The organism is Rhodococcus sp. SG20037 (genome assembly GCF_031763325.1).
Lineage (GTDB): Bacteria > Actinomycetota > Actinomycetes > Mycobacteriales > Mycobacteriaceae > Rhodococcus_F > Rhodococcus_F qingshengii.
Genome location: NZ_CP134497.1, coordinates 4,168,777 through 4,189,752 on the forward strand (window position 1 = coordinate 4,168,777; position 20,976 = coordinate 4,189,752).

Annotated in this window: 17 protein-coding genes and 1 pseudogene; 7 read left to right on the forward strand and 11 right to left on the reverse strand. The window is 62.6% G+C overall.

Going from position 1 to position 20,976, the window contains the following annotated elements; translation table 11 throughout:
* Positions 1-126: 126 nt before the first annotated feature.
* The 6 genes from RHP72_RS19060 to RHP72_RS19085 are packed head-to-tail and all read right to left on the reverse strand — an operon-like array spanning position 127 to position 6,144.
* A complete protein-coding gene (locus RHP72_RS19060) occupies positions 127-849 on the reverse strand; it encodes a copper homeostasis protein CutC (protein ID WP_050655248.1) in 723 nt (240 codons plus the stop codon).
* Between the two features lies 1 nt (position 850).
* Positions 851-1,630, reverse strand: coding sequence for a glucosamine-6-phosphate deaminase (gene nagB / locus RHP72_RS19065; RefSeq protein WP_311093693.1), 780 nt, complete (start codon positions 1,628-1,630; stop codon positions 851-853).
* On the reverse strand, positions 1,618-2,859 hold the full coding sequence (locus RHP72_RS19070) for an N-acetylglucosamine-6-phosphate deacetylase (RefSeq protein WP_080712786.1): 1,242 nt from the start codon (positions 2,857-2,859) through the stop codon (positions 1,618-1,620). The genes nagB and RHP72_RS19070 overlap by 13 nt, the downstream gene beginning before the upstream one ends.
* A complete protein-coding gene (gene ptsP / locus RHP72_RS19075) occupies positions 2,856-4,529 on the reverse strand; it encodes a phosphoenolpyruvate--protein phosphotransferase (RefSeq protein ID WP_311093694.1) in 1,674 nt (557 codons plus the stop codon). The genes RHP72_RS19070 and ptsP overlap by 4 nt, the downstream gene beginning before the upstream one ends.
* Positions 4,529-4,798: an HPr family phosphocarrier protein gene (locus tag RHP72_RS19080; RefSeq protein ID WP_003941322.1), complete on the reverse strand. Its 270-nt coding sequence runs from the start codon at positions 4,796-4,798 to the stop codon at positions 4,529-4,531. Before RHP72_RS19080 ends, ptsP begins: the two co-directional genes overlap by 1 nt.
* 2 nt (positions 4,799-4,800) lie before the next feature.
* Entirely contained in the window at positions 4,801-6,144 is a 1,344-nt protein-coding gene (locus RHP72_RS19085) for a PTS transporter subunit EIIC (protein WP_003941307.1), read from the reverse strand.
* 327 nt (positions 6,145-6,471) lie between these two features.
* On the opposite strand from RHP72_RS19085, the gene RHP72_RS19090 reads away from it, so the two are divergent.
* Both RHP72_RS19090 and RHP72_RS19095 read left to right on the forward strand, forming a co-directional pair.
* The gene (locus RHP72_RS19090) at positions 6,472-6,702 is read left to right on the forward strand and encodes a glucose PTS transporter subunit EIIB (protein ID WP_003941324.1); all 231 of its coding nucleotides are present in this window, start codon (positions 6,472-6,474) and stop codon (positions 6,700-6,702) included.
* The gene (locus RHP72_RS19095) at positions 6,699-7,157 is read left to right on the forward strand and encodes a PTS glucose transporter subunit IIA (protein WP_063316888.1); all 459 of its coding nucleotides are present in this window, start codon (positions 6,699-6,701) and stop codon (positions 7,155-7,157) included. Before RHP72_RS19090 ends, RHP72_RS19095 begins: the two co-directional genes overlap by 4 nt.
* A 54-nt stretch (positions 7,158-7,211) precedes the next feature.
* Here the strand turns inward: RHP72_RS19095 and RHP72_RS19100 are convergent, their stop codons facing one another.
* From RHP72_RS19100 to RHP72_RS19110, 3 genes are all read right to left on the reverse strand, one after another.
* Positions 7,212-7,961, reverse strand: a complete 750-nt coding sequence (locus RHP72_RS19100; protein ID WP_007726130.1) for a GntR family transcriptional regulator — start codon at positions 7,959-7,961, stop codon at positions 7,212-7,214.
* A 149-nt stretch (positions 7,962-8,110) separates the two neighbouring features.
* The gene (locus RHP72_RS19105) at positions 8,111-8,884 is read right to left on the reverse strand and encodes an SWIM zinc finger family protein (RefSeq protein ID WP_081558094.1); all 774 of its coding nucleotides are present in this window, start codon (positions 8,882-8,884) and stop codon (positions 8,111-8,113) included.
* Positions 8,881-11,697, reverse strand: a complete 2,817-nt coding sequence (locus RHP72_RS19110; RefSeq protein ID WP_234552397.1) for a DEAD/DEAH box helicase — start codon at positions 11,695-11,697, stop codon at positions 8,881-8,883. The genes RHP72_RS19105 and RHP72_RS19110 overlap by 4 nt, the downstream gene beginning before the upstream one ends.
* Before the next feature lie 63 nt (positions 11,698-11,760).
* On the opposite strand from RHP72_RS19110, the gene RHP72_RS19115 reads away from it, so the two are divergent.
* The 4 genes and pseudogenes from RHP72_RS19115 to RHP72_RS19135 form a co-directional block, all read left to right on the forward strand.
* Complete coding sequence (locus RHP72_RS19115) at positions 11,761-12,681, forward strand: NADP-dependent oxidoreductase (protein WP_054827462.1); 921 nt, start codon at positions 11,761-11,763, stop codon at positions 12,679-12,681.
* 388 nt (positions 12,682-13,069) lie between these two features.
* Positions 13,070-14,329, forward strand: a complete 1,260-nt coding sequence (locus RHP72_RS19125; protein WP_209909218.1) for a site-specific integrase — start codon at positions 13,070-13,072, stop codon at positions 14,327-14,329.
* Positions 14,326-16,812 carry a site-specific integrase gene (locus tag RHP72_RS19130; protein ID WP_296554630.1) on the forward strand — a complete coding sequence of 829 codons (2,487 nt, stop codon included), beginning with the start codon at positions 14,326-14,328 and terminating at the stop codon, positions 16,810-16,812. Before RHP72_RS19125 ends, RHP72_RS19130 begins: the two co-directional genes overlap by 4 nt.
* Positions 16,813-16,838: 26 nt before the next feature.
* Positions 16,839-17,339, forward strand: a pseudogene (locus RHP72_RS19135) (HNH endonuclease family protein); the annotation flags it as partial.
* A 1-nt stretch (position 17,340) separates the two neighbouring features.
* Here RHP72_RS19135 and RHP72_RS19140 read toward each other — a convergent pair.
* On the reverse strand, positions 17,341-18,573 hold the full coding sequence (locus tag RHP72_RS19140; protein ID WP_054781514.1) for an amidohydrolase family protein: 1,233 nt from the start codon (positions 18,571-18,573) through the stop codon (positions 17,341-17,343).
* Positions 18,574-18,731: 158 nt separating this feature from the next.
* Between RHP72_RS19140 and RHP72_RS19145 the strand changes: the two genes are divergently transcribed.
* Positions 18,732-19,367: a TetR/AcrR family transcriptional regulator C-terminal domain-containing protein gene (locus RHP72_RS19145; protein WP_311093695.1), complete on the forward strand. Its 636-nt coding sequence runs from the start codon at positions 18,732-18,734 to the stop codon at positions 19,365-19,367.
* Here RHP72_RS19145 and RHP72_RS19150 read toward each other — a convergent pair.
* Complete coding sequence (locus RHP72_RS19150) at positions 19,354-20,928, reverse strand: molybdopterin-dependent oxidoreductase (RefSeq protein ID WP_311093696.1); 1,575 nt, start codon at positions 20,926-20,928, stop codon at positions 19,354-19,356. The two genes, RHP72_RS19145 and RHP72_RS19150, sit on opposite strands and share 14 nt — an antisense overlap.
* Positions 20,929-20,976: the final 48 nt, after the last annotated feature.

Consider the following 20,976-nt stretch of genomic DNA (forward strand, 5'->3'; position numbering starts at 1 on the left):
GCTAACCCGTTCCTTGCTCGTATGGACCGCCCAGGAGGCAGCAGTGAATATGTCTACCATCCTATAGTTGGATGTCCATGTATGTCTAGAGCCCAAGGGCTGTGCGCCTTTATTAACCGCGGGGGGTTAATAAAGGCGCACAGCGCGGAGCGCGGCTGCCGCTTCCTGCGCGACTACTGCATCGGTGACGTCGTATCCGTCCGATCCCCCACCAGGTCCGCCGGAAACTGCGACAACCTTGCGCGCCGAGAGATGCACCGCATCGACGCCGACGGCGGCGATTGCCGGGATGTCGTCGACGGTTATTCCGCCACCGGCCATGATCTGGATCCGGCCCGCGGCATGTTCGACCATTCGACCGATCTCGTCGAGTCCCTCATTGCAAGTGTCCGCACCCCCGGACGTCAGCACGCGGGTCACGCCCAGGTCGATCAGTTCGTCCAGCGCGGTCAGACGGTCGGTCACCACGTCCATCGCACGATGTACTGTCACCTCGACTCTCGCCCGGTCCACGCATCCGATGATGCGGCGCAGCACGACGGTGTCGATCGAATTGTCTTCTGTCAGCGCGCCGATCACGATGCCGGAAGCTCCACCGGCCACAGCAGCATGTACGTCGTGCTCCATCACCCACACTTCGTCGGGTGAGAACACAAAACCTCCGGCGCGCGGACGGATCAGCGGGTGAACCGCGATCCCCACTTCCGACACAGCCTCGATCACTCCGATGCTGGGCGTCAATCCCCCCGTCGGGCCGAGTGCCGCACACAACTCGACTCGAGTCGCTCCCACCGAACGCGCGATCCTCGCCCCCCGCACGTCCTGCACAGCCAGCTCCAGAACCGTCATGTCAGAAGGACTGCCACGACGGCTTGTGTTCGAGCGCATACCGGTAGTAGTCGGCAAGTTTGAGTGAACTGGCCGCAGCTTCGTCGATGACGACGGTGACATGGCGATGCAATTGCATCACCGAAGCCGGGCAGAAGGCAGACAACGGACCTTCGACGGCAGCGGCGATCGCGTCAGCCTTGCCTTCTCCGGTCGCGATCATCACCAGATGCCTTGCATCGCTGATGGTTCCGAGCCCCTGGGTGAGCACGTGATGTGGGACGTCGTCCACACAGTCGAAGAAGCGTGCGTTGTCGATCCGGGTCTGCTCGGTCAGCGTCTTCACGCGGGTTCTCGAGGTCAACGACGATCCGGGCTCGTTGAAGCCGATGTGGCCGTCGGTACCGATGCCGAGCAACTGCACGTCCACTCCCCCGGCCGCCGCGATGCTCTGGTCGTACCGGGCGATCTCCTGCTCCGGGCACGGCGCTTCACCGTTGGGACTGGACACCATCGCGGGATCCAGGTTGACGTGATCGACGAACTCCGACCGAATCACCGAGTAGTACGACTGCGGATGGCGTTTCGGCAATCCCAGGTACTCGTCGAGCAGGAATGCCCGAGCCAGCGAGAAGTCGAGTTCGGCGTCGCGATGCCTCGCTGCCAGTTCACGATAGGTTCCGATCGGCGACGACCCCGTTGCGAGACCGAGCGTCGTCGCCCCGGCTCTGACGTAGCCTTCGACGATGTCCGCGACGGTCGAGTCGACCTCCGCGGGTGTCGGCTGAATTACGATTTCCATGATTTTTCCTTTCCGGCGACTTTTCCGCCGAGTAGTACACGCCCCAGGCGCAAGTGACGATCGGTGATCAGGATGTCGGCTCGGCAGCCCACGGCTAGCGATCCGATCAGGTCGCCAAGTCCCAGCAGACGCGCTGGGCTCCGAGTTGCCGCTGCCACAGCGTCTTCCAGCGCGACGCCGCCGTCGAAGACAGTGCTGCGAAGCACGTCGAGCAATCTTGCAGTCCCTCCGGCGATGGCACCGGAACTGCCGTCGGTGGTCGCGAGTCTTGCCACTCCGTCGGCAACCGTGACGTCGAGCGCACCGAGTTGGTAGTCGCCGTCGTCCATTCCCGCCGCGGCCATCGAATCACTGACCAAGGCGATCTGGTCCGGTCCGACAGCGTCGAAGACCATCGACACGGTCTCGGGCGCAAGATGCACACCGTCTGCGATCAGTTCCACCACCATCTCGCCTCTCGCGGCAGCCGCCAGGCACGCCGCGACGGGACCCGGAGATCGATGGTGCAGGGGCGGCATCCCGTTGAAGAGGTGGGTCGCGCTGATCTGTCCGGCCCAATCCCCCTGCACCGCAGCATCGATCCGCGCCGACGTCGTTGCCGCGTCGGCATCGGTGTGACCGAAACTCGGCACGATGTTGCGATGACGCATGATCGCGAGCAACTCTTCGAAATTCTCGGTCTCGGGCGCCAAGGTCATGGACCGCACGGTCCCACGCGCGGCGTCACACACGGCTTCGAGCAGATCCGGATCACCGGGAATGATCGCCGCCGGATCCTGGGCACCGCAGCGGACGCCGTTGATGAACGGCCCCTCGAGGTGGATACCCAGAAGTTCTCCGCGTTCGACCAGATCGGCGAGCATCGTTGCTTGTCGCACCAGATCTGCGCGCGGTGCGGAGACCAGGCTGGCCAGCATTCCGGTCGTGCCGTGCTCACAATGATGCGCCGCCGCGCGGCTCGCTCCATCGGCGTCGGTGTTCGGGAAACCAGCACCCGCGGCGCCGTGGCTGTGGACATCGATCAGGCCGGGCATGATCACCGCGTCGGTGCGTTCCGGAATGACGACGACGGGTGTGGACGCCACATAGTCCGCAGCCGAGCCGACCCAACTGATCTTTTCGCCGTCCACGACGACGACTCCGTCGTGAATCTTCCCGGCCGGAGATCCGATCACAGTTCCCCGCAATACGATCGGATCGCCGACAGTAGCCGAGCCTGATGTACTCATGCCGACTCGCGAATCCGCGCGACGGCCGCTCTACCCTCGATCGGGTTTCGCGCGCCCCGCGCCGCCGCGGCCATGTCCTTGCACACCGCCAGATCGAGAGAGACCAGTTGCGCGCGAACTGCGCCCAATGCCGGGACCGACATCGACAGACTCGTCACGCCCAAACCGACCAGAACCGGAGCCAACAGCGGGTCCGACGCGGATTCTCCGCACACACCAACAGGTTTTCCGGCATCGGCGCCCGCCTGACCGACCATCGCGATCAGATCGAGGACCGCCGGCTGCCACGGATCGAGCAGTTGCGCCAGGCCTCCGGCCATACGATCCACGGCGCAGGTGTACTGGCTCAGATCATTGGTACCGATACTGACAAAATCGAGGTGCTCGAGGATATCCTTCGCCCGCAACGCTGCAGCTGGAACCTCGATCATTGCTCCGACCTTGCCGATCCCCCGCGAACGCGCAAGTTCTGCAAAGTCTTTCGCCTCGTCGGCCGTAGCTACCATCGGCGCCATGACCCACAGATCGGCACCCGTCGCATTGCCGGCCGCCGCGAGGGCGTCGAGCTGGCTGATGAGGGTGTCGGGATAAACCGTGCCGACACGGAGCCCGCGGATACCAAGGGCCGGATTCTCCTCGACCCCGAGATCGAGAAACGGCAACGGCTTGTCCGAACCCGAATCGAGAGTGCGGACCACCACCTTCTGTCCGGCGAAGTGCCCGAGCACCGACGCGTACGTCTGTGCTTGCTCCTCCACCGACGGTGCGTCGTGACGCCCGAGATACGAGAATTCGGTACGGAACAGTCCGACGCCCTCGCAATCCGCCGCTCCGGCCCGCGCCGCGTCCTCGAGGGTTCCGATGTTGGCCGACAACCTCACCGCGAACCCGTCACGCGTGCGTCCTGGACCCTGTGCCGAAGCCGACTGCTCTGCCACGAACGATGCTTCGAGGACTGCGCGCTCGCGCGTTTCTGCCGAGGGATCGATGGTGACCGTCCCGGTGGTGCCGTCGAGGATGAGAGGTTTCCCCTCCGCCAGCAGATCGGTTCCCGAGCAGTTGACCACGGCCGGGATTCCGAGCGACTTCGCCAAGATAGCCGTATGGCTGGTCGGACCTCCTTCGGCAGTCAACAATCCGACCACGTCACTGCTGCCCAGCGTCGCCGTATCCGCCGGAGCGAGGTCGCGCGCCACCAGTATGTACGGGTAACCGGGAGTGGGGATTCCGGGCATCGGCTCCCCTCGAAGAACGGCCACGGCTCGCTGCCCGAGATCGCGCAGATCGGTTGCCCGTTCGGCCATGTACCCGCCGAGCGCCGTGAGCTTTTCACAGAAGGCGTCGAAGGCGACTGCGACGGCGTGTGCGGTCGGCAGCCCCGATTCCAGGTTCGCCTTGGCCGCCTTCACGATGCCCGCGTCGCGCGCCATCGCAGCCGACGTCGTCAGGATCTCCGCGGAGACGCCCTCGACTGTCTTTGCACGCGAGAGCAGTTCCTCCGCGACGGCGTTCAGTGCCTCACGGATCCTGATCAGCTCCGCCTCGGGACTGCCTGTGATCGGGTCCGACGCCGAGGTCGGCTCAGGCGTGGAGAATCGCAACCACGGCGCGCAGACCGAACCCGCGCTCACTCCGATACCCGCGATGCGGTGGTCCACACTCGCCGTCATCAAGCTTCGTCCAGTTCGGATGCGAGAAGCTCTGCGAGCGAACCGACCGCAGCGTCGGCGCCGTCACCGTCAGCACGCAAGGTCACCGAATCCCCGAATGCTGCACCGAGAGTCATGACAGACAACATGCTGGAGGCATCGACGGGTTCGCCGTCGCCGAGCGCGATGGTGACGTCTACCGGTAGATCGGCTGCGGCGCGCGCGAAGAGCGCTGCGGGTCGTGCGTGGAGTCCGACGCGGGATCCGATTGTCGTGGTTGCGATCGCCATGTTCAGCGTCCTTCCAGTTCCTTGTCGAGCTTGTTTTCCAGTTCGGCGACGAGCGGGGCGTCGGTGCGGCTGTCACCTTCGGCAGCCAGTGCCAGTTCGGCCTCGAGCAGCGCTGGGTCGGGCTCACCTGCGGCCACCTCGACCTCTTCTTCTCGTCCTGGCGTGCGCAGATTCCACTTCTTGATGACGAAGCTGAAAAGGAAGTAGTAGATCACGGCGTAGCCGAGTCCGATCGGGATCAACATCCATGCGTTGGTTGCCTTGCCGAAGTTCAACACGTAGTCGAAGAAGCCTGCGGAGAACGTGAATCCGTCGTGAATCCCGAGCGCATTGACCAAGGCCATCGACGTTCCGGTCAGGAGCGAGTGGATGACGTACAGGGGCCACGCGACGAACATGAAGGAGAATTCGAGCGGCTCGGTGATACCGGTGAGGAATGCGGTCAGGCCGGTGGAGAGCATGATGCCGCCGACGAGCTTCTTCTGAGAAGGCTTGGCGTTGCGCCAGATTGCGAAGGCTGCAGCGGGGAGGGCGAACATCATGATCGGGAAGAAGCCGGTCATGAACGTACCAGCGGAGGGGTCGCCGGCGAAGAACCGGTTGAGGTCACCGCGAACGATCTGACCGCTCGCGTCCTGGTAGTCGCCGATCAGGAACCACACGGCGGAGTTCAAGATGTGGTGCAGGCCCGTGGGGATCAGGAGGCGGTTCGCTGCGCCGTAAATGCCGCCGCCCACAACGGTATTGGAAGCAACTGCTTCACCGACCCAGTTGAGGCCGGAGTTGAACAAGGGGTACACGAATGCCATCAGGACACCGACCACAAGACCGGTGATCGCTGTCAGGATGGGAACGAGCCTGCGCCCGTTGAAGAACCCGAGATAATCGGGAAGCTTCGTTCGATAGAACCGCTGCCACAAGATCGCCGACAGCAAGCCCATCACGATACCGGCGAGCACACCGTAGTTGATCAGGGATTGATCCCCGTTCGGGTCCGTCTTCCCTTCGAGGACGATCGGCGACATCGCCTTGAACACGCCGTCGATCACCATGTAGCCGACGACGGCTGCCAAGGCAGTCGATCCGTCGGCCTTCTTGGCCCAGCCGATCGCGATACCGACGGCGAAGATCAGCGGCAGCCACGTGAAGACTGCTTGTCCTGCCGCAGAGATCACTGCAGCAGCACTGTGCATCGAACTGAATCGCCCGAGCAGGTCGTCCTGGCCGAGGCGGAGCAAGATTCCCGCAGCCGGCAGAACGGCGATCGGAAGCATCAAGCTTCGGCCGAGGCGTTGAACCCCGGCGAACACTTTCGATTCCTTCTTCGGGGTGTCTTCGAGAGTCATCAAGGACCTTCTTCGTTCGCCGGGCCGCGTCGCGATCGGCCGCTGGTTCTGGAAATTCGGGTGTCGTACACGTGCAGGTTTCGTGAAAATGCAGGTCACGGTTCTTGCTCGGAAGTGAGGCCGAAACCGTTTTGTCGAAACTGTTGTGGAGCCGGACTTCCAACGGGTACTGTCCGGTCATAACCAGTTGTAGTTTTACCTGGTGGAGGCGAGTTGTCAACACCCAAATGTGACATACGTAACCGGGATAGCCTTGACCAGCAACTAGTCAGCCCACCTGTACGACCGTTCAACGATCACGACCAAGCCGACAATCAGGAGCAGCAAATGTCGAAAGCGGAAGCAATCATCAAGGGCCTCGGCGGCGCAGAGAACATCGTCGAGATCGAGGCTTGCATCACCCGCCTGCGTACCGAGGTCAAGGACGGAGCGAAGGTGAACGAGTCCGCTCTCAAGGCTGCCGGCGCACACGGCGTGCTCAAAGCCGGAACGGTTGTCCAGGTCATCGTCGGGCCCGAGGCCGACACCCTTGCCGAGGACATCGAGGACATCCTGTGACGGTCGTCCTCGCCCCGCTGCCCGGCCGGGTCGTCGCACTCGCGGACGTCCCGGACCCGGTGTTCGCTCAGCAGATGGTCGGCTCGGGCGTCGCGATCGAACCCGCCCGCGGTCAAGGCCCGCTCACGGTCGTGGCGCCGATCAGCGGAAAGATCCTGAAACTGCACCCCCACGCGTTTGTGATCTTCGGCGAGAAGGCCACCGGCGTGCTGGTCCATATCGGCATCGACACGGTCAAGCTGGAAGGCGACGGATTCACGCTCATCGCCGCCGAGGGTGACACCGTCGATGCGGGTGATCCCATTGTCAGCTTCGATCCAGCGCACATCGACACGACCGGCTACTCGGCGATCTGCCCGGTTGTCGTAATGGATTCCAAACCGGACACCGTCGAATCCCCTTCCGTCGGTAGGGACGTCACCACTGGCGACACTCTGTTCGACTGGTCGGCGTAGCGCAAAGGGCGAGCACACCGGAAGGTGTGCTCGCCCTTTCGCTTCGAACGATGACTATTGGTCGCCGCGCGTTTTGGGCCGCGCTTGGCCCTGGACTTCCATCTGCAACTGGTAGCGGTCGGATCGGTACCAACTGCGAGTGTGCTCGACCGGTGCGATCTCGCTGAACGACACTCGATCGAAGTACAGAACCGGAGCGCCTTTACGAGTGCCCAGGAGAGTCGCGATCTCCGTACTGGCACCATCTGCACTGACTGTCTGCTCTGCCCGATCGATCGGCTTGTCGTACTTGTCGGCGGTTGCCCGATAGATCGAACCCGTCAAGTCCATGTCGAGTAAACCCGGCAACAGTTCGGGATTGAACCAGCCGTCGTCCACGCTCACCGGCTCGCCGTCGGCAAGGCGCAAGCGCTTGACGTGGTAACCGTCGGAACCCGGTCGCATATTCAGTGCGGCAGCAGTGTTTTCGGGGACCGGCCCCTGTTCGCTGACCAGGACCACCGTCGTGGGGTGATGCCCCTGGGCGCGCATTTCCTCGGTGAAGGATGCAAGGTGCAGCTTGGATTGGACAGCACGGTGCGCAACGAAGGTTCCCTTGCCACGCACGCGAACGAGGTGTCCGTCATTGACCAGTTGCCCGATTGCCTCGCGAACCGTGATCCGACTGACGCCGTAGTCCTGCATCAGGTTTCGCTCGCTGGTCATCAAGTCGCCAGGCTGGAGCTCTTGGGTGCACTTGCGCAGGAGAATGGTGCGCAACTGCTCGTGTTTGGGTATTGCGCTGTCGCGCAAATGAACGGGCATCACAGCGACTGTCCCTCCGAGAAATGAATAGTCGTCTATTCGCCGACGACAACGACCTGAAATCGCAGGCAGGTCCCGACCGGACCGGTCCAATTAACGATACTGGAATTTACGACAGGAAACTAGCACCAGTCCGGAGTTGTCCGATTTCAACCGTCCAACCGTCGGTAGATGGACCGTATTTCGTCCAAGGCGACGTTCTGCTGAGCCATGTCCAATCCCAATGCCGCAACCGCCTCGCGCAACCGCCTGATATCCAGATCGTCGATCGCCGCGCGAAAAGGCACCTTCGGTAGCGCAGGGAGGGCAGCCGCGATTCCGAACCAATTCTCGACGTCCACCGAAACAGTCGACTCGTCTTCCACTCCCCCGATCAACTGCTCCAGGTCGACCCCGCGAAGTCTCAGCAACCTGAGCGGATCGGTGTCGATCCGCTCGGCAGTCAAGAACGCCACGGCCGCAGCGTGTTTGCACGGCCAGCCGACATCGGGGCAGGTGCAGTCGAATCGGAAAGCCGACGGGCCGTCCGGTATCAGTTGGGCAGCAAGCATGTCCGGGACAGTGCCGGACACCAGCGCGGCAAGGCTTCCCGGCACTCGGCGGATCTTGGTGATGATGTCGTCGATATCCGATTGATCAAGAGTGTCGATCGACAGCGTGGAAACGAAAGGTTGAAGTTGGCTGCCCTGAACCTCGGCCGTCACCACTCCCGGTTCGATGTCGAGCGCCAAAACCTGACCCGAACGCGCATACGTTCGCCCACGCGTGACACGAGGTTTGTCGCCGATCTCTTCGACGACGCGGACAAAAGCCTTGCCCCAGAATGTTCTCCCGAACGCTGGACGAGGCTTGACCGGCGCGGGTGCTCGCCGTCGGGACCCGGTGTACTCACTGAAATCGGGGCCCTTACCGCGCGGACTCATTCGCCCACCGCGTCGTCGCCGAGTCGCAACAACTCGTCCAGTTGCTCGACGCTCATCTCCGTCACCCAGTTCTCACCGGTCCCGACTGCAAGTTCGGCGAGTTCACTTTTACTCGCGATCATCGTGTCGATTCGCTCTTCCAAGGTTCCGACGCACACCATCTTGCGTACCTGAACGTTCTTTCTCTGACCGATGCGGAAGACACGGTCCGTCGCCTGGTTCTCTACCGCCGGGTTCCACCATCTGTCGAGGTGAACCACATGGTTGGCCGCCGTGAGATTCAGACCCGTGCCGCCGGCCTTGAGCGAGAGCACCATGATGGGCGGGCCGCCTTCACCTTGAAATGCCTCGACCATTGCGTCGCGCCCGGCTTTCGACACTCCGCCGTGGAGAAACGGAACTTCGGTGGTGAACCGGTCGGCCAGGTACGGCACCACCAATTCGCCGAACTCACGAAACTGTGTGAACAACAGAACCTTCTCGTCGTCGCCGATGACCGACTCGACGATGTCCTCGACCAGTCCGAGCTTTCCCGAACGGTGTTGCCCGCGGCGCATCACCGGCGAACCGTCGCGCAGGAAGTGCGCGGGATGATTGCACACCTGTTTGAGTTTGGTCAGCGCAGACAGGACGGCGCCCTTGCGCTTCATCCCTTCCGTCCCCTTGATCTGCGCCATCATCTCGTCCACCACGGCGCGGTACAACGCGGCCTGCTCTTCGCTGAGATTCGCTCGAACCGTCATCTCCAACTTCTCCGGGAGATCCGCGATCACGGCGGGATCGGTCTTCACGCGCCGCAGCACAAAGGGGGACGTGACGGCTCGCAGTCGCGAGACGGCAAGCTGATCTTTTTCCCGCTCGATCGGCACGACAAACCTTTTGCGGAACATCTGCTCCGAGCCGAGTACACCGCGATTGGCAAAATCGAGGATTGACCGCAGCTCGTCCAGTCGGTTCTCCACCGGCGTTCCGGTCAGAGCAACGCGATGATCCGCGGGGATGCTGCGAGCAGCTCTCGCCTGAGATGTCTTGGCGTTCTTGATGTGTTGAGCCTCGTCGAGCACTACGCGCCGCCAGTCGATATCCTTGAGGGCCGCGACGTCGCGGGTCATGAGCGCGTAGGTGGTGATCACCAGATCACTCTCACGAACTGCCTGTTCCAACTCCGCCCCGGTAGCGCGATCCGAACCGTGATGAACGTAGACGCGCAAGCTCGGCACGAATCGCGCCGATTCACGCTGCCAGTTACCCACAACCGACATCGGGCACACCAAAAGGGTTGCTGTCTTGGACTTCTCGTGCGCAAGTAACGCCAACAGTTGCAGCGTCTTACCCAGACCCATGTCGTCGGCCAGAACAGCGCCGAGCCCGAGAGCACTCATGTACGCCAACCAGTCGAGACCGCGTCGTTGATACGGACGCAAAGTCGCGTTGACCGTCGACGGTACCGCGACCTGCCGCGGAGCCACCGACTGGTCGAGCAGTGCCGAGGCCCATCCAGTTGCTTTCACTTCCTCGACCGGCAGGTCTTTGAGGTCGTCGGCGATCAAGTCCTTGATCAGATCGACGATCGCTCGGTCCCCGCTCGAGTGCCGCTGACTGACAAAACGAGCCGCGCGGGCCAGGACGTCTTTGTCCGCCTGAACCCACTCGCCGCGCAACTGGACCAGATCGGACTTCGCATCGACGAGTCGGGTCATTTCCTCGGCGGTGAGTACCTTGTCTCCGAGCGCCAATTCCCAATCGTATTCCAGCAATTGGTCCATACCGACCGTACGATTCTCCGCAACGATCGGAGATGCCGCCGAGGTCACGCGCACACGCAGGGATGGAGACACCACGTTCCATGCGCGAGGAAGCAGCAGCGTGATCCCTCGCTCTCGCAGGACAATCGCGCCGTGTCCGACCAGGTCCATCACGACAGGTGTGGGCAGCAACAGGTCGAGGCTGTCCTCGTCACGCGGCACGTCGCGAAAACGTGGGTAAGCCTTGATTGCCTCTTCGAGTTTGCGGCTGCCGAGCTGGATACGTTTGGGATCTGCCCGGTGCAGTCGAACACGTTCGGGCGCTTCACCTTCAGGACGCAAACACACTTGCAGACGCCACAGCGCATCGTCGTCGGGATCGGAATTGTCGTCGAGTTCAGGCTCGATCAGCCGCAGAACCAGGTCCGGCTCTCCGGCGGTGAACGTCGACCCCCATTCGGCGAGTCCCTCGGCCGCTCGTACCGACACGTCGTCGAAAGCATCCCCGGACAATACGGCCTGCCACAGCGGGGTCTGCACCACCGGATTTGAGTCCCCGAGAGCACGACGGACGATCGGGTCCGTGAGTTCGTTCGTGATGTCTTCGATCGTCGCCCTCGGCGAACCGACCGCCCGCTGCACCGGCGGCATGGCCACTACCAATTCGCCGATCCAGGCGCGCTGGCGTTCCCCCACAGACAACTGCCACCGCGGCCACCAACTACCCTCGGCTCGCGTCAGCGCCGGCACCACCCGTCCGGCGCGCACCCACCGGTCTATTCCTCGCGCCACATGTACGAGAAAGTGCAGGTCTCCCGCAATTCGCTGATCGTCGGCCTTGAACCGCAGCAGGAGATCGACTGCGTCCGGCGGCGCCAACGCAACAGCTGCGTACTCACTCTGCAAAGGCCCGCCAGGTACGGGCGGCATAGCGACATTCACACGATGACGGAACTTGCGATGCAGGACAGCACTGACCGGATCACGGGGATCGTCGGTCCCGGCACCGTCGTGCCCGTCGACCCACAGTTTGAGCCCCGATCCCGGTGACCAGAGTCCATGCAGCATCCGACCATCCAATCAGGTGCCACCGACACCACTTCCCGCCTACCGGGCAATAGGCTGGCAGGCATGACGACGGCATACGGCTTCACCGAGTACGGCGGACCCGACACACAGTCCTACTTCGACGTCACCTTGCCCCCACCGGGTGCCGGCCAACTGCTGGTGTCGGTCCGAGCGGCGGGCGTCAACCCCGCTGACTGGAAAGTTCGCGCGGGTACTCGAAAAGATACTGTCCCGGTGACGCTGCCTGCGGTTCTGGGCCGCGAAGTGTCCGGTGTTGTCATCGGAGTAGGTCCGCGGGTCACCGAGTTCGAGGTCGGCGACGAAGTGTTCGGCGCTACCGCGACCGGCTTCGGCGGCTACGCCGCGTCGACATTGCTCAACGTCTCCTCGACAGCACACAAGCCGCCTACCGTGTCCTGGGCCGATGCCGCAGTGCTGACGGTTGCGGCAGGAACGGCCTACGACGCACTCCACGATCTCGGTCTGAAACCCGGGGCGACACTCCTGCTGCTCGGCGCCGGCGGCGGCGTTGGTCGCAGCACGATCGCGCTTGCACTGGCGCGGAGTATCAACGTGATCGGTGTCGCGAGCGAGTCCAAGAGAACCGCGATCGAGGAAGCGGGAGCACGTTGGGTTGCGTCGGGGGACGGCTTCGCAGACGACGTGTCCGCGTTGTCCCCAGTCGGAGTGGACGCGGTTTTCGACCTGGTCGGCGGGGACACTCTCACTCGCGGCGCTGAGCTCGCCCGACCGGACGCACCGATCCTGAGCATCGCCGATCCTCTGGCTGCGAGCCGACTCGGCGGCGGTGGTGTCGAACGCCGAAGAACTACAGCAGTATTCACGGAGGTCGCGGCGCTCGTGGCCGACGGGATCCTCGACCCGTCCGTGTCCGGGCGGTACCCATTCTCCCGCGCTGGGGAAGCGCTCGCTGCAGTCGAAGACGGCCATGCCGCCGGCAAAGTAGTGATCGAGTTCGGCTGATTCCTGTCGGCCCCCGATGGTTCAATCACCGTCTACGACGGACGGCGTTGAATCACCGTCTACGACGGACGGCGTTGAATCACCGTCTACGACGGGCGGGGGCACAGGTGGTTGCACGGTTATTTGCGATCCTGTCGACGCTCGCGCTCGTATGTCTCGTCGCGTCCTGCGGATGGTTCGGGGACGAGCGTCTCGAGTCGGCCCCTGGCAGCCCCACGCGATCGGAACTGGAAGAGTTGCTGTCCCGGACAGCGATTGTCGACACCCGACCACATCCGGGTGGATACCAGCGCGGCTGCGGTAACGGCGAGGCCCCGTTGACTGAACTAAATGCCGAATGGTGCAGGTCTGAAGGGGTGGGGTCGATGTGGGTCGGTAGCTTGCGGACATGAGCGAAGGGGAAAGTTCGAGAGATCTGTCGGGGCTTGTGGTGGCCCGAGTGGGTCGGTTGATAGCGACAGGTCAGGCGGCGGAGCCTTACGTCTTGCAGGGCAGCGACGATGAACGAGTGGAGTCCGTCGAGGTGTTCTTCCGGGAGCTGATCGCTTCCGGGAGGTCGGTGGCGACGGTGCGTTCATACGGTATGGATCTGCTCAGATGGTGGCGGTTCCTTCACGCTGTGGACGTGGCGTGGGATCGTGCCGATCGGGTCGATGCCCGCGATTTCAGTTGTTGGATCCAGTTGACGGCGAAGGCACGACAAGGATCAGTGGTGCCGGCCAGCGCCGAGGCGGCTGCTACTGCTGCGGCATCGCCGAATCCTGTCACCGGCAAACCGGCTCTGGGGGCCGGGTACTCGCCGGCGACAGTGGCGCACAGTGAGACGGTGCTGCGAAGTTTCTACGATTTTCATCGGGACGCAGGTACTGGCCCGCTCCTGAATCCGTTCCCTCTCGATCTCTCTCGCCGGTCGAGACGGGCTCATGCGCACCACAATCCGATGGATCATTGGGCACCTGAGCGTGTGGGACGCTACCGGCCTCGGGTCTCGCAGCGGATTCCCCGAGCGATTCCCGAGGATCTGTTCGATAAGTTGTTCGCGGCATTGTCGTCGGATCGGGACCGGGCGTTGGTGGCGTTCTGGATTTCGTCGGGGGTGCGAGCGTCGGAGTTGTTGGGAGTCCGCGAGTGCGATGTCGACCCGGGGCAGCAGTTGATTACTGTGGTGCGCAAGGGAACACGTGCGGTGGAGCAGGTACCCGCGTCGGCGGACGCGTTCGTCTGGTTGCGGTTGTATCAGGAGCAGGTGTGGGGCGAGGTGCCACTCGGACGGACGCAACCGTTGTGGTGGACACTGCGGAAACCTCGCCGCCCGTTGAATTACCATGCGGCGCATCGGATGTTCGAGCGTGCGAACGCCACTCTCGGTTCGGATTGGACTCTGCACGACTTACGTCACAGTGCAGCGAGGCGGATGGCCAACGACCCGCACTTGTCCTTGGTGGAGGTCAAAGAGGTGCTGGGGCACGCACATTTGTCGACGACCGAAATTTATCTGACACCCGACAAGGACGAGGTGATCGCCAGCGTCCTGGCCCACCACGCTCGTACTGCTGATCAGCGGGAACATCCGAGGACTCCTCCACCGCCTCCTGCACCTGGGTACGATCCGGCAGCGTTGAGCGTGCTGTTCGGGAGGTCGTTGTGAGCACTGCCGTCAAGCACATGACCCGCCCGGAACGCTTCGAGGTCACACCGGTGCCACATTCGAGGATTCACCAACTGCACAAACAGTTTCCACCACGCGAATTTGAACTCTGGTGGCCGCACACCGCTGCCTCTGCCGAAGCTGTCGAGGCCCGACTGAACTGCTCGGTGCTTGCCGAGGCTGCGGTCACCACCCGAGCCGGACGGCACCGAGGCGTGATCAAGATACTGACCTGGTTGGCTTCGGTGCCCGGCGATACCTGGCAAGCCCGGTGGCTCGCCAGCGGCGCCGAGAACATCCGCGGATCTCGTTACGGCGCGACAGCCTCATGGGCCGATCTCCCGGTGGAATGGATTGCCGGACACGGGCGCCCTGTCAGACACGATCGCAACGACCTGGCTGCAGGACTGCTGATGTTGCTGTGCCTGGACGTGATCCGGCCACAGCTGTCGTGGATGCTCTCCCGGGCGCACCCGTTTCTCGCGCCGATGATGGCAAAGCTGCGAGATCCGGACGGATTCGCGCGGTTGGACGAGCTTGCTGCCACTCAGCCGGATACCTCGCGAGACGATGCACGAATCGCAGCGACCAGAATCGCGACCCTGCTGGTATCCAAAGGCGGGACTGTCGCAGAGATCACTGTCGGCGATTGTGTGGAGCTGATCGACACGATGGCGCAGGTGCACTCCCGCCGCGGTCAGAAGAAGATCGATTTCTACCTGCGACTACGTGCGATGGGCATCTTTCCCGAGGACGCACCACACAGCATCCGCGCGTTCGGCGCTCCGGTCGGACAGCTGACGATCGAACAACTCGTCGACCGCTACCCGATCGAGAACCAACCGATCCGAGATCTGCTCATCGACTATCTGCGCGAGCGTCAACCCGCGCTGGACTACACCAGCCTCAACTCTCGTGCCCGAGGACTTGCCGGGCTGTTCTGGAGCCGCGTCGAGACACTCGCCCCCGGTATCGACACCCTGCACCTGCCGCCTGACGTCGCCCGCGCATGGAAGGACGACCTGAGATCGATCACACGCACCGCCGTCGACGCGGCGGGACGAAAGCACGAAACAACTTCGCCCCGAAAGAATTACAAAGACAATCTGTTGCAAGTGCGCGCGTTCTATCTCGACCTCGCGCACTGGGCCGTCGAAGATCCGTCCCGCTGGGCGCAGTGGGTGGCGCCCTGCCCGATCAGTGACGGCGAGGTCAAAAGAGGCAAGGAACTCAAACACCGCAAAGCGCGGATGGACCAACGCACCCGCGAGCGGTTGCCTGTCCTGTCTCAGTTGGTTCGGTCCGCCGCTGACCGCCGCGCGGCCGCAGCGGCACTACTCGTTGCGGCGCAGAACACCGAACCAGGTGAGGTGATCGCGGGAACCGACGGAGAACTGCGACGATCCTTGATCCGTCGGGGAACCGGCCGCGTCGTATGGGCCGACAATACTGTCAGCGGTGTTCGCCGCGATCTCACCTACGAGGACGAGGAAGCATTCTGGGCATTCGCCACCATCGAAGTGTTGCGGCTCAGCGGTATCCGTCATGAAGAGCTCCTCGAGCTCAGTCACCACAGCATCACCGAATACCGACTACCCAGTACCGGTGAACTGGTTCCGCTGCTGCAGATAGCTCCATCGAAGACCGATACCGAGCGGCTGATCTTGGTCAGTCCCGAGCTCGCGGAAGTCCTCAGTGCGGTCGTTCAGCGTTCGCGGCAACCCAACGGATCGATACCTCTCGTGGCTGCCTACGATACGCAGGAGAAGCTGTGGAATCCGCCGATGCCGCTGCTCTTTCAGCGGGGAATCGGAAACGAACGCCGAGCGATCCCACCGAGTTTCGTCCGCAAGCTCCTCATCAATGCGCTCACCGTGGCAGCTCTCACCGATGCCAGTGGCGATCCGTTGATGTTTCAGCCCCACGACTTCCGGCGAATATTCGTCACCGACGCGATCATGAACGGCCTGCCACCCCATATCGCACAGGTTATTTGCGGGCACAAGACAATTGACACGACGATGGGCTACAAGGCCGTCTACCCCTCGGAAACTATAGAAGCGCACCGAGCGTTCATCGCGCGTCGTCGTTCGATGAGGCCCAGCGAGGAATACCGGACACCGACCGACGATGAATGGGATGCGTTCTTGTCTCATTTCGAGAAGCGGAAAGTATCGGTCGGGACCTGCGCACGGTCGTTCGGCACACCCTGCATCCATGAGCATGCTTGCGTCAGATGCTCACTCCTGCGGCCGGATCCAACGCAGCGAGGCAGGCTCGAAGAAATCCGAGACAACCTCGAAGCCCGCATCATCGAAGCCAAACAGGAAGGCTGGCTGGGTGAAGTCGAAGGACTGCAGGTCAGCTACACCGGAGTCAGGGACAAGATCGCACAGGTCGATGCCACGATGAAACGAGGATCGGCAACAACTGACCTCGGAATGCCTGGATTCGGATCGATCTCGGGAAGGACTTCCACATGATTACCAAGCTTGAATTCTTGTTCAGAGAAGCCTGCGTCTTCGGCCCCGCGTGGTCCGACGACCAGGACGCACCTGGTGGCCACGACGGGTGCGATACCCGCAACAACGTCCTGGCCCAAGATCTCTCGGACGTGGTGTTCAAACCAGGAACACGTGACTGCGTCGTACTGTCCGGCGCGATGACCGACCCGTACTCCGGAGATCGCATCGAATTCGAACGCAGCCAGGCCAAGTCCGTCCAGATCGACCACGTCTTCCCGCTCGCCGCGGCCTGGGACTTCGGCGCGAACTCCTGGACTCCTGCGTTGCGGATGAGGTTCGCGAACGACATGTCTCTGAACCTGTTGGCCGTCAACGGCCCCGACAACCAGGCGAAAGGCGACAGCACGCCCAGTGACTGGTTGCCGCCCGATCCTGCGTACCGATGCTTCTACGCCGGCAAGTACCTGACCGTCGCGATTTCCTATGGCTTACCAGTCAGCCGAGCTGATCATTCGACCCTGACGGACCTTGCCACTCGCTGCTGATCTAGCGGCAGTCCTTCACCACTCGCCCACTCTGGATGACGAGTGCGATCCGCTCACGATCGGCAAAGATCGAGGGATCCGTCAACGGATTGCCGCGGAAGGCAACGAGGTCGGCGAACTTACCGACTTCGATGGTGCCGACCTCGTCGGCGATACCGAGAATGTCGGCGTTGATCCGGGTAGCGGAAACCAATGCGTCCATCGGGGTTTCGACCTTGGCGCGCAGGACCAGCTCCATTCCCCGGCCCGTTTGATCGGTACCGATGAGGTCCGATCCCAAGCCCACTCTGACGCCGGCATTTCGAGCAGCAAGAAGCCCGTCGATCTGACCCTGCATCATCTGGCCGATCCGAGCCGAAATCGATTCGGGTAGACCTGCTGACGCCGCGCTGTCCGAGAGTGCCTGCACCACAGCCAACGTCGGCACCAACGCGACGTCGTGCTCGGCCATCAACTTGGCAGTCTCGTCGTCGATACCTGAGCCGTGCTCGACGCATTTCGCGCCGGCAGTGACAGCGTTTCGGATTCCCTCGTTGTTGTGGGCATGCACCGTGACATAGGTACCGCGCGCATTGGCTTCCTCGACGGCAACTTCGATCTCGTCGACCGTGAACTGGGTATCGGTGAGCTTGTCATGAGTCGATACCACTCCCCCTGTGACACACAGTTTGAGGAAGTCCGCACCCCTGCGGAACGTCTCGCGAACGTTCTTTCGCATTTCGTGCGGACCGTCGGAAAGCAGAGACATACACCGTAATCCGGGGATGTCATGATCGGACCAGTCCGAAGTCGGCTCCCATTCGGCCGCCAGGTGTCCGTGTCCACCGGTCTGGCACTGGATCGGGCCGCACTGAATGATCCGCGGACCCGGAATCTTGCCCGAGGCGACAACTCCGGCGAGTCCACCGTCGATTCCGCCGCAGTCACGAACAGTGGTGAATCCCCCGTCGAGGGTCGATGCGCAGGTCGCGAACATGTCTGCAGCGAGCTCGGCTACCGAGATCTGACGCCGCAGGCTCGGTGCGAGATCGCTCGATCCACCGAGATGAACGTGTGCGTCGATGAGGCCGGGCGTGATTGTCAGCCCAGCGCAGTCCAGCACCTCCGCCCCCGTGGGTGGCGTGCCACCGAGTGCACTGATGCGCCCGTTTTCCACAGCAACAGCGCAGTTCTCGATCGGGTCGGCGCCCGTCCCGTCGATGATCGTTGCACCGGTCAGCCATACGACAGACATATTGAATGTTCCTCCGACGTGTACCGATCGCCGGAAGATTCCGCCGACATACCGAATAGGGTTCGGTTAGTATGATGCATATCGGCTCCCGAAATCAAGGAGTTGTCATCAATCGATCAAGTCCGAGATTGCCGACGAATCCCTCACCAGGAGAATCGATGCCGCGTCCCACTCAGCCGATACTGTCCACGCGAAACATCACCGACGCGGCTCTGGATGCTGTCGACGCAACCGGCGACTTCACCATGCCCGGGATCGCCAAGCAACTGAACGTGACTCCGTCTTCGCTCTACACACATATTTCGGGTCGATCCGAGATCGTCGAACTCATGCGCATCCGCGTGATGTCGTCGATCTCTGTCCCCGAACCACCCGCAGGATGGAGCGAGCGGATCAGCGCGTGGGGGTGGGCCTATCGCCGAGCTGCCGTCGAACATTGGCGCCTCATCCCGCTACTCATGACACGCAGCGTCCGCACCGAGGTGACTTTTGATATCGATACTGCACTGGTTCAAGCATTTTCGGACGGGGGTTTCAATTCGGCCGATACTCGTCACGCAATCTCCACGCTGGACAGTCTGGTTCTCGGATCCGTCGTGAAACTCTCGACGCCGGATGTCGCGTGGACTCAATCCTCCAATCCGAGCGAGATCACGCGCGAGGCTACGACCCCACTGCGAACCGACGACACCTTCGACTTCGGACTGCGAACCCTGATCGCCGGATGGATGGCTCAGCGAGTCGTTCGCCTGTATACCGAACCCCATTCGGATTTTCCCGTCACTTCACGGTGAACGACCTGGTGTGCCATCCCGTGGCTCCACCGGGGATCGGCGGAGTGCGCTCTTCCACCTGAACGTTCCCGTCCAAATCCGTCGCTCTGACCTGCACGGTGTGTAAACCTGAGCCTGCATCCCACATCCACGACCATTGACGCCAGGTGTCGATCGAGTACTCCTGGGCCAGCGTCGCCGGTTGCCATTCACCGTTGTCGACGCGAACCTCGACCTTCTCGATCCCGCGATGCTGAGCCCAGGCCGTTCCCGCCACCAGCACCTGGCCCGGCTCGATCGGCGCCAAAGCTGCCGGCACCTCGATACGCGAGGACGTCTTGATCGGTGCCTGCGCACCCCAACCGCGCTGGGTCCAATAGGCCTCGACCTTGTCGAAACGCGTCAACTCCCACTCCGTCACCCATTTGGTGGCGGAGACGAAACCGTACAGACCGGGAACGACCTGCCGAACGGGATAGCCGTGCTCGAACGGCAACGGCTCACCGTTCATCGCCACGGCGAGAATCGCGTCACGGCCGTCGGTGACTATCTCGACCGGGGTGCCGACTGTGAAGCCGTCGACGCTGGTCGAGAGGAGCATGTCGGCGTCGGGATGGACACCGACTTCGTCGAGCAGGTCCTTCATGGGATAACCGATCCACTTCGCGTTTCCGGCCAGAACGCCGCCCACCTCGTTGGAGACACACGTCAGCGTGATGACCCGCTCGATGGGCGTTCGCGCCACCAGATCGTCGAACGACAACGTCATCTCCCGGTCCACCATTCCGTGAATCCGCAGTTCCCACGAATCCGTCGTCAATTGCGGAACGAGGAGAGCCGTGTCGATTCGGTAGAAGTCGTCGTTGGGCGTGATGTACGTCGATGCACCCGAAATCCCGATGTCCGCACCCGCCGGAATCGGCGGCGCCGGGTCAGCGGCGGTGGGCACGACAAAATCTTCACGATTCGCTACTGCTCCGGCGATTCTCTGCCCCACGAACTTCCCGGCCGCACCCGCTGCCGCAGCCACTGCCAACGCCGCACCTGCCAGCAGAAGAAACTGACGACGAGGCAACCACGAGTCGGCGACGCCCGGCGAGAGCGGCACTTCGAGTTGTGTGATCAGCAACCGCAAGGTTGCGACGCCCGCCACCACACCGACCAGCGTCGGGAACACGTACATCGCATCGGCAGTCGGGCGCTGTATCGCCGCATACACACCAACCGCGCCCAGAAGAACGAGAATGACGCTGCCGATCGGGCGGCGTCGCCGTTCCAGGAGCCCGGCCACCGCACCGAGCAGAACGATCAAGATCGACATTCCGATGAACAGCGCCGGCTTGTCATTGGTACCGAAAGTATCGATCGCGAACTCGCGAGCCCACGCCGGCGTTCGGTCGACGGTAGTCGCACCTACCGCGTAGAAGGGCGACGCGTCCGGGTTGATCGGCAACGCAACCAGTTCACCGACGCCCAGGACGACAGCCGCGGCCAAGACCCCGGAGATCGCGTGAGCAGCCCATCTACGACGCGGTGGACGAGATTCGGTGCTCGGGTGCTCGTCGATGTTCTGTGTGACCATGTCGTCTCGGCTCTGTCGGTGCGAGTGGTGCTTCGATCGGATACCCGA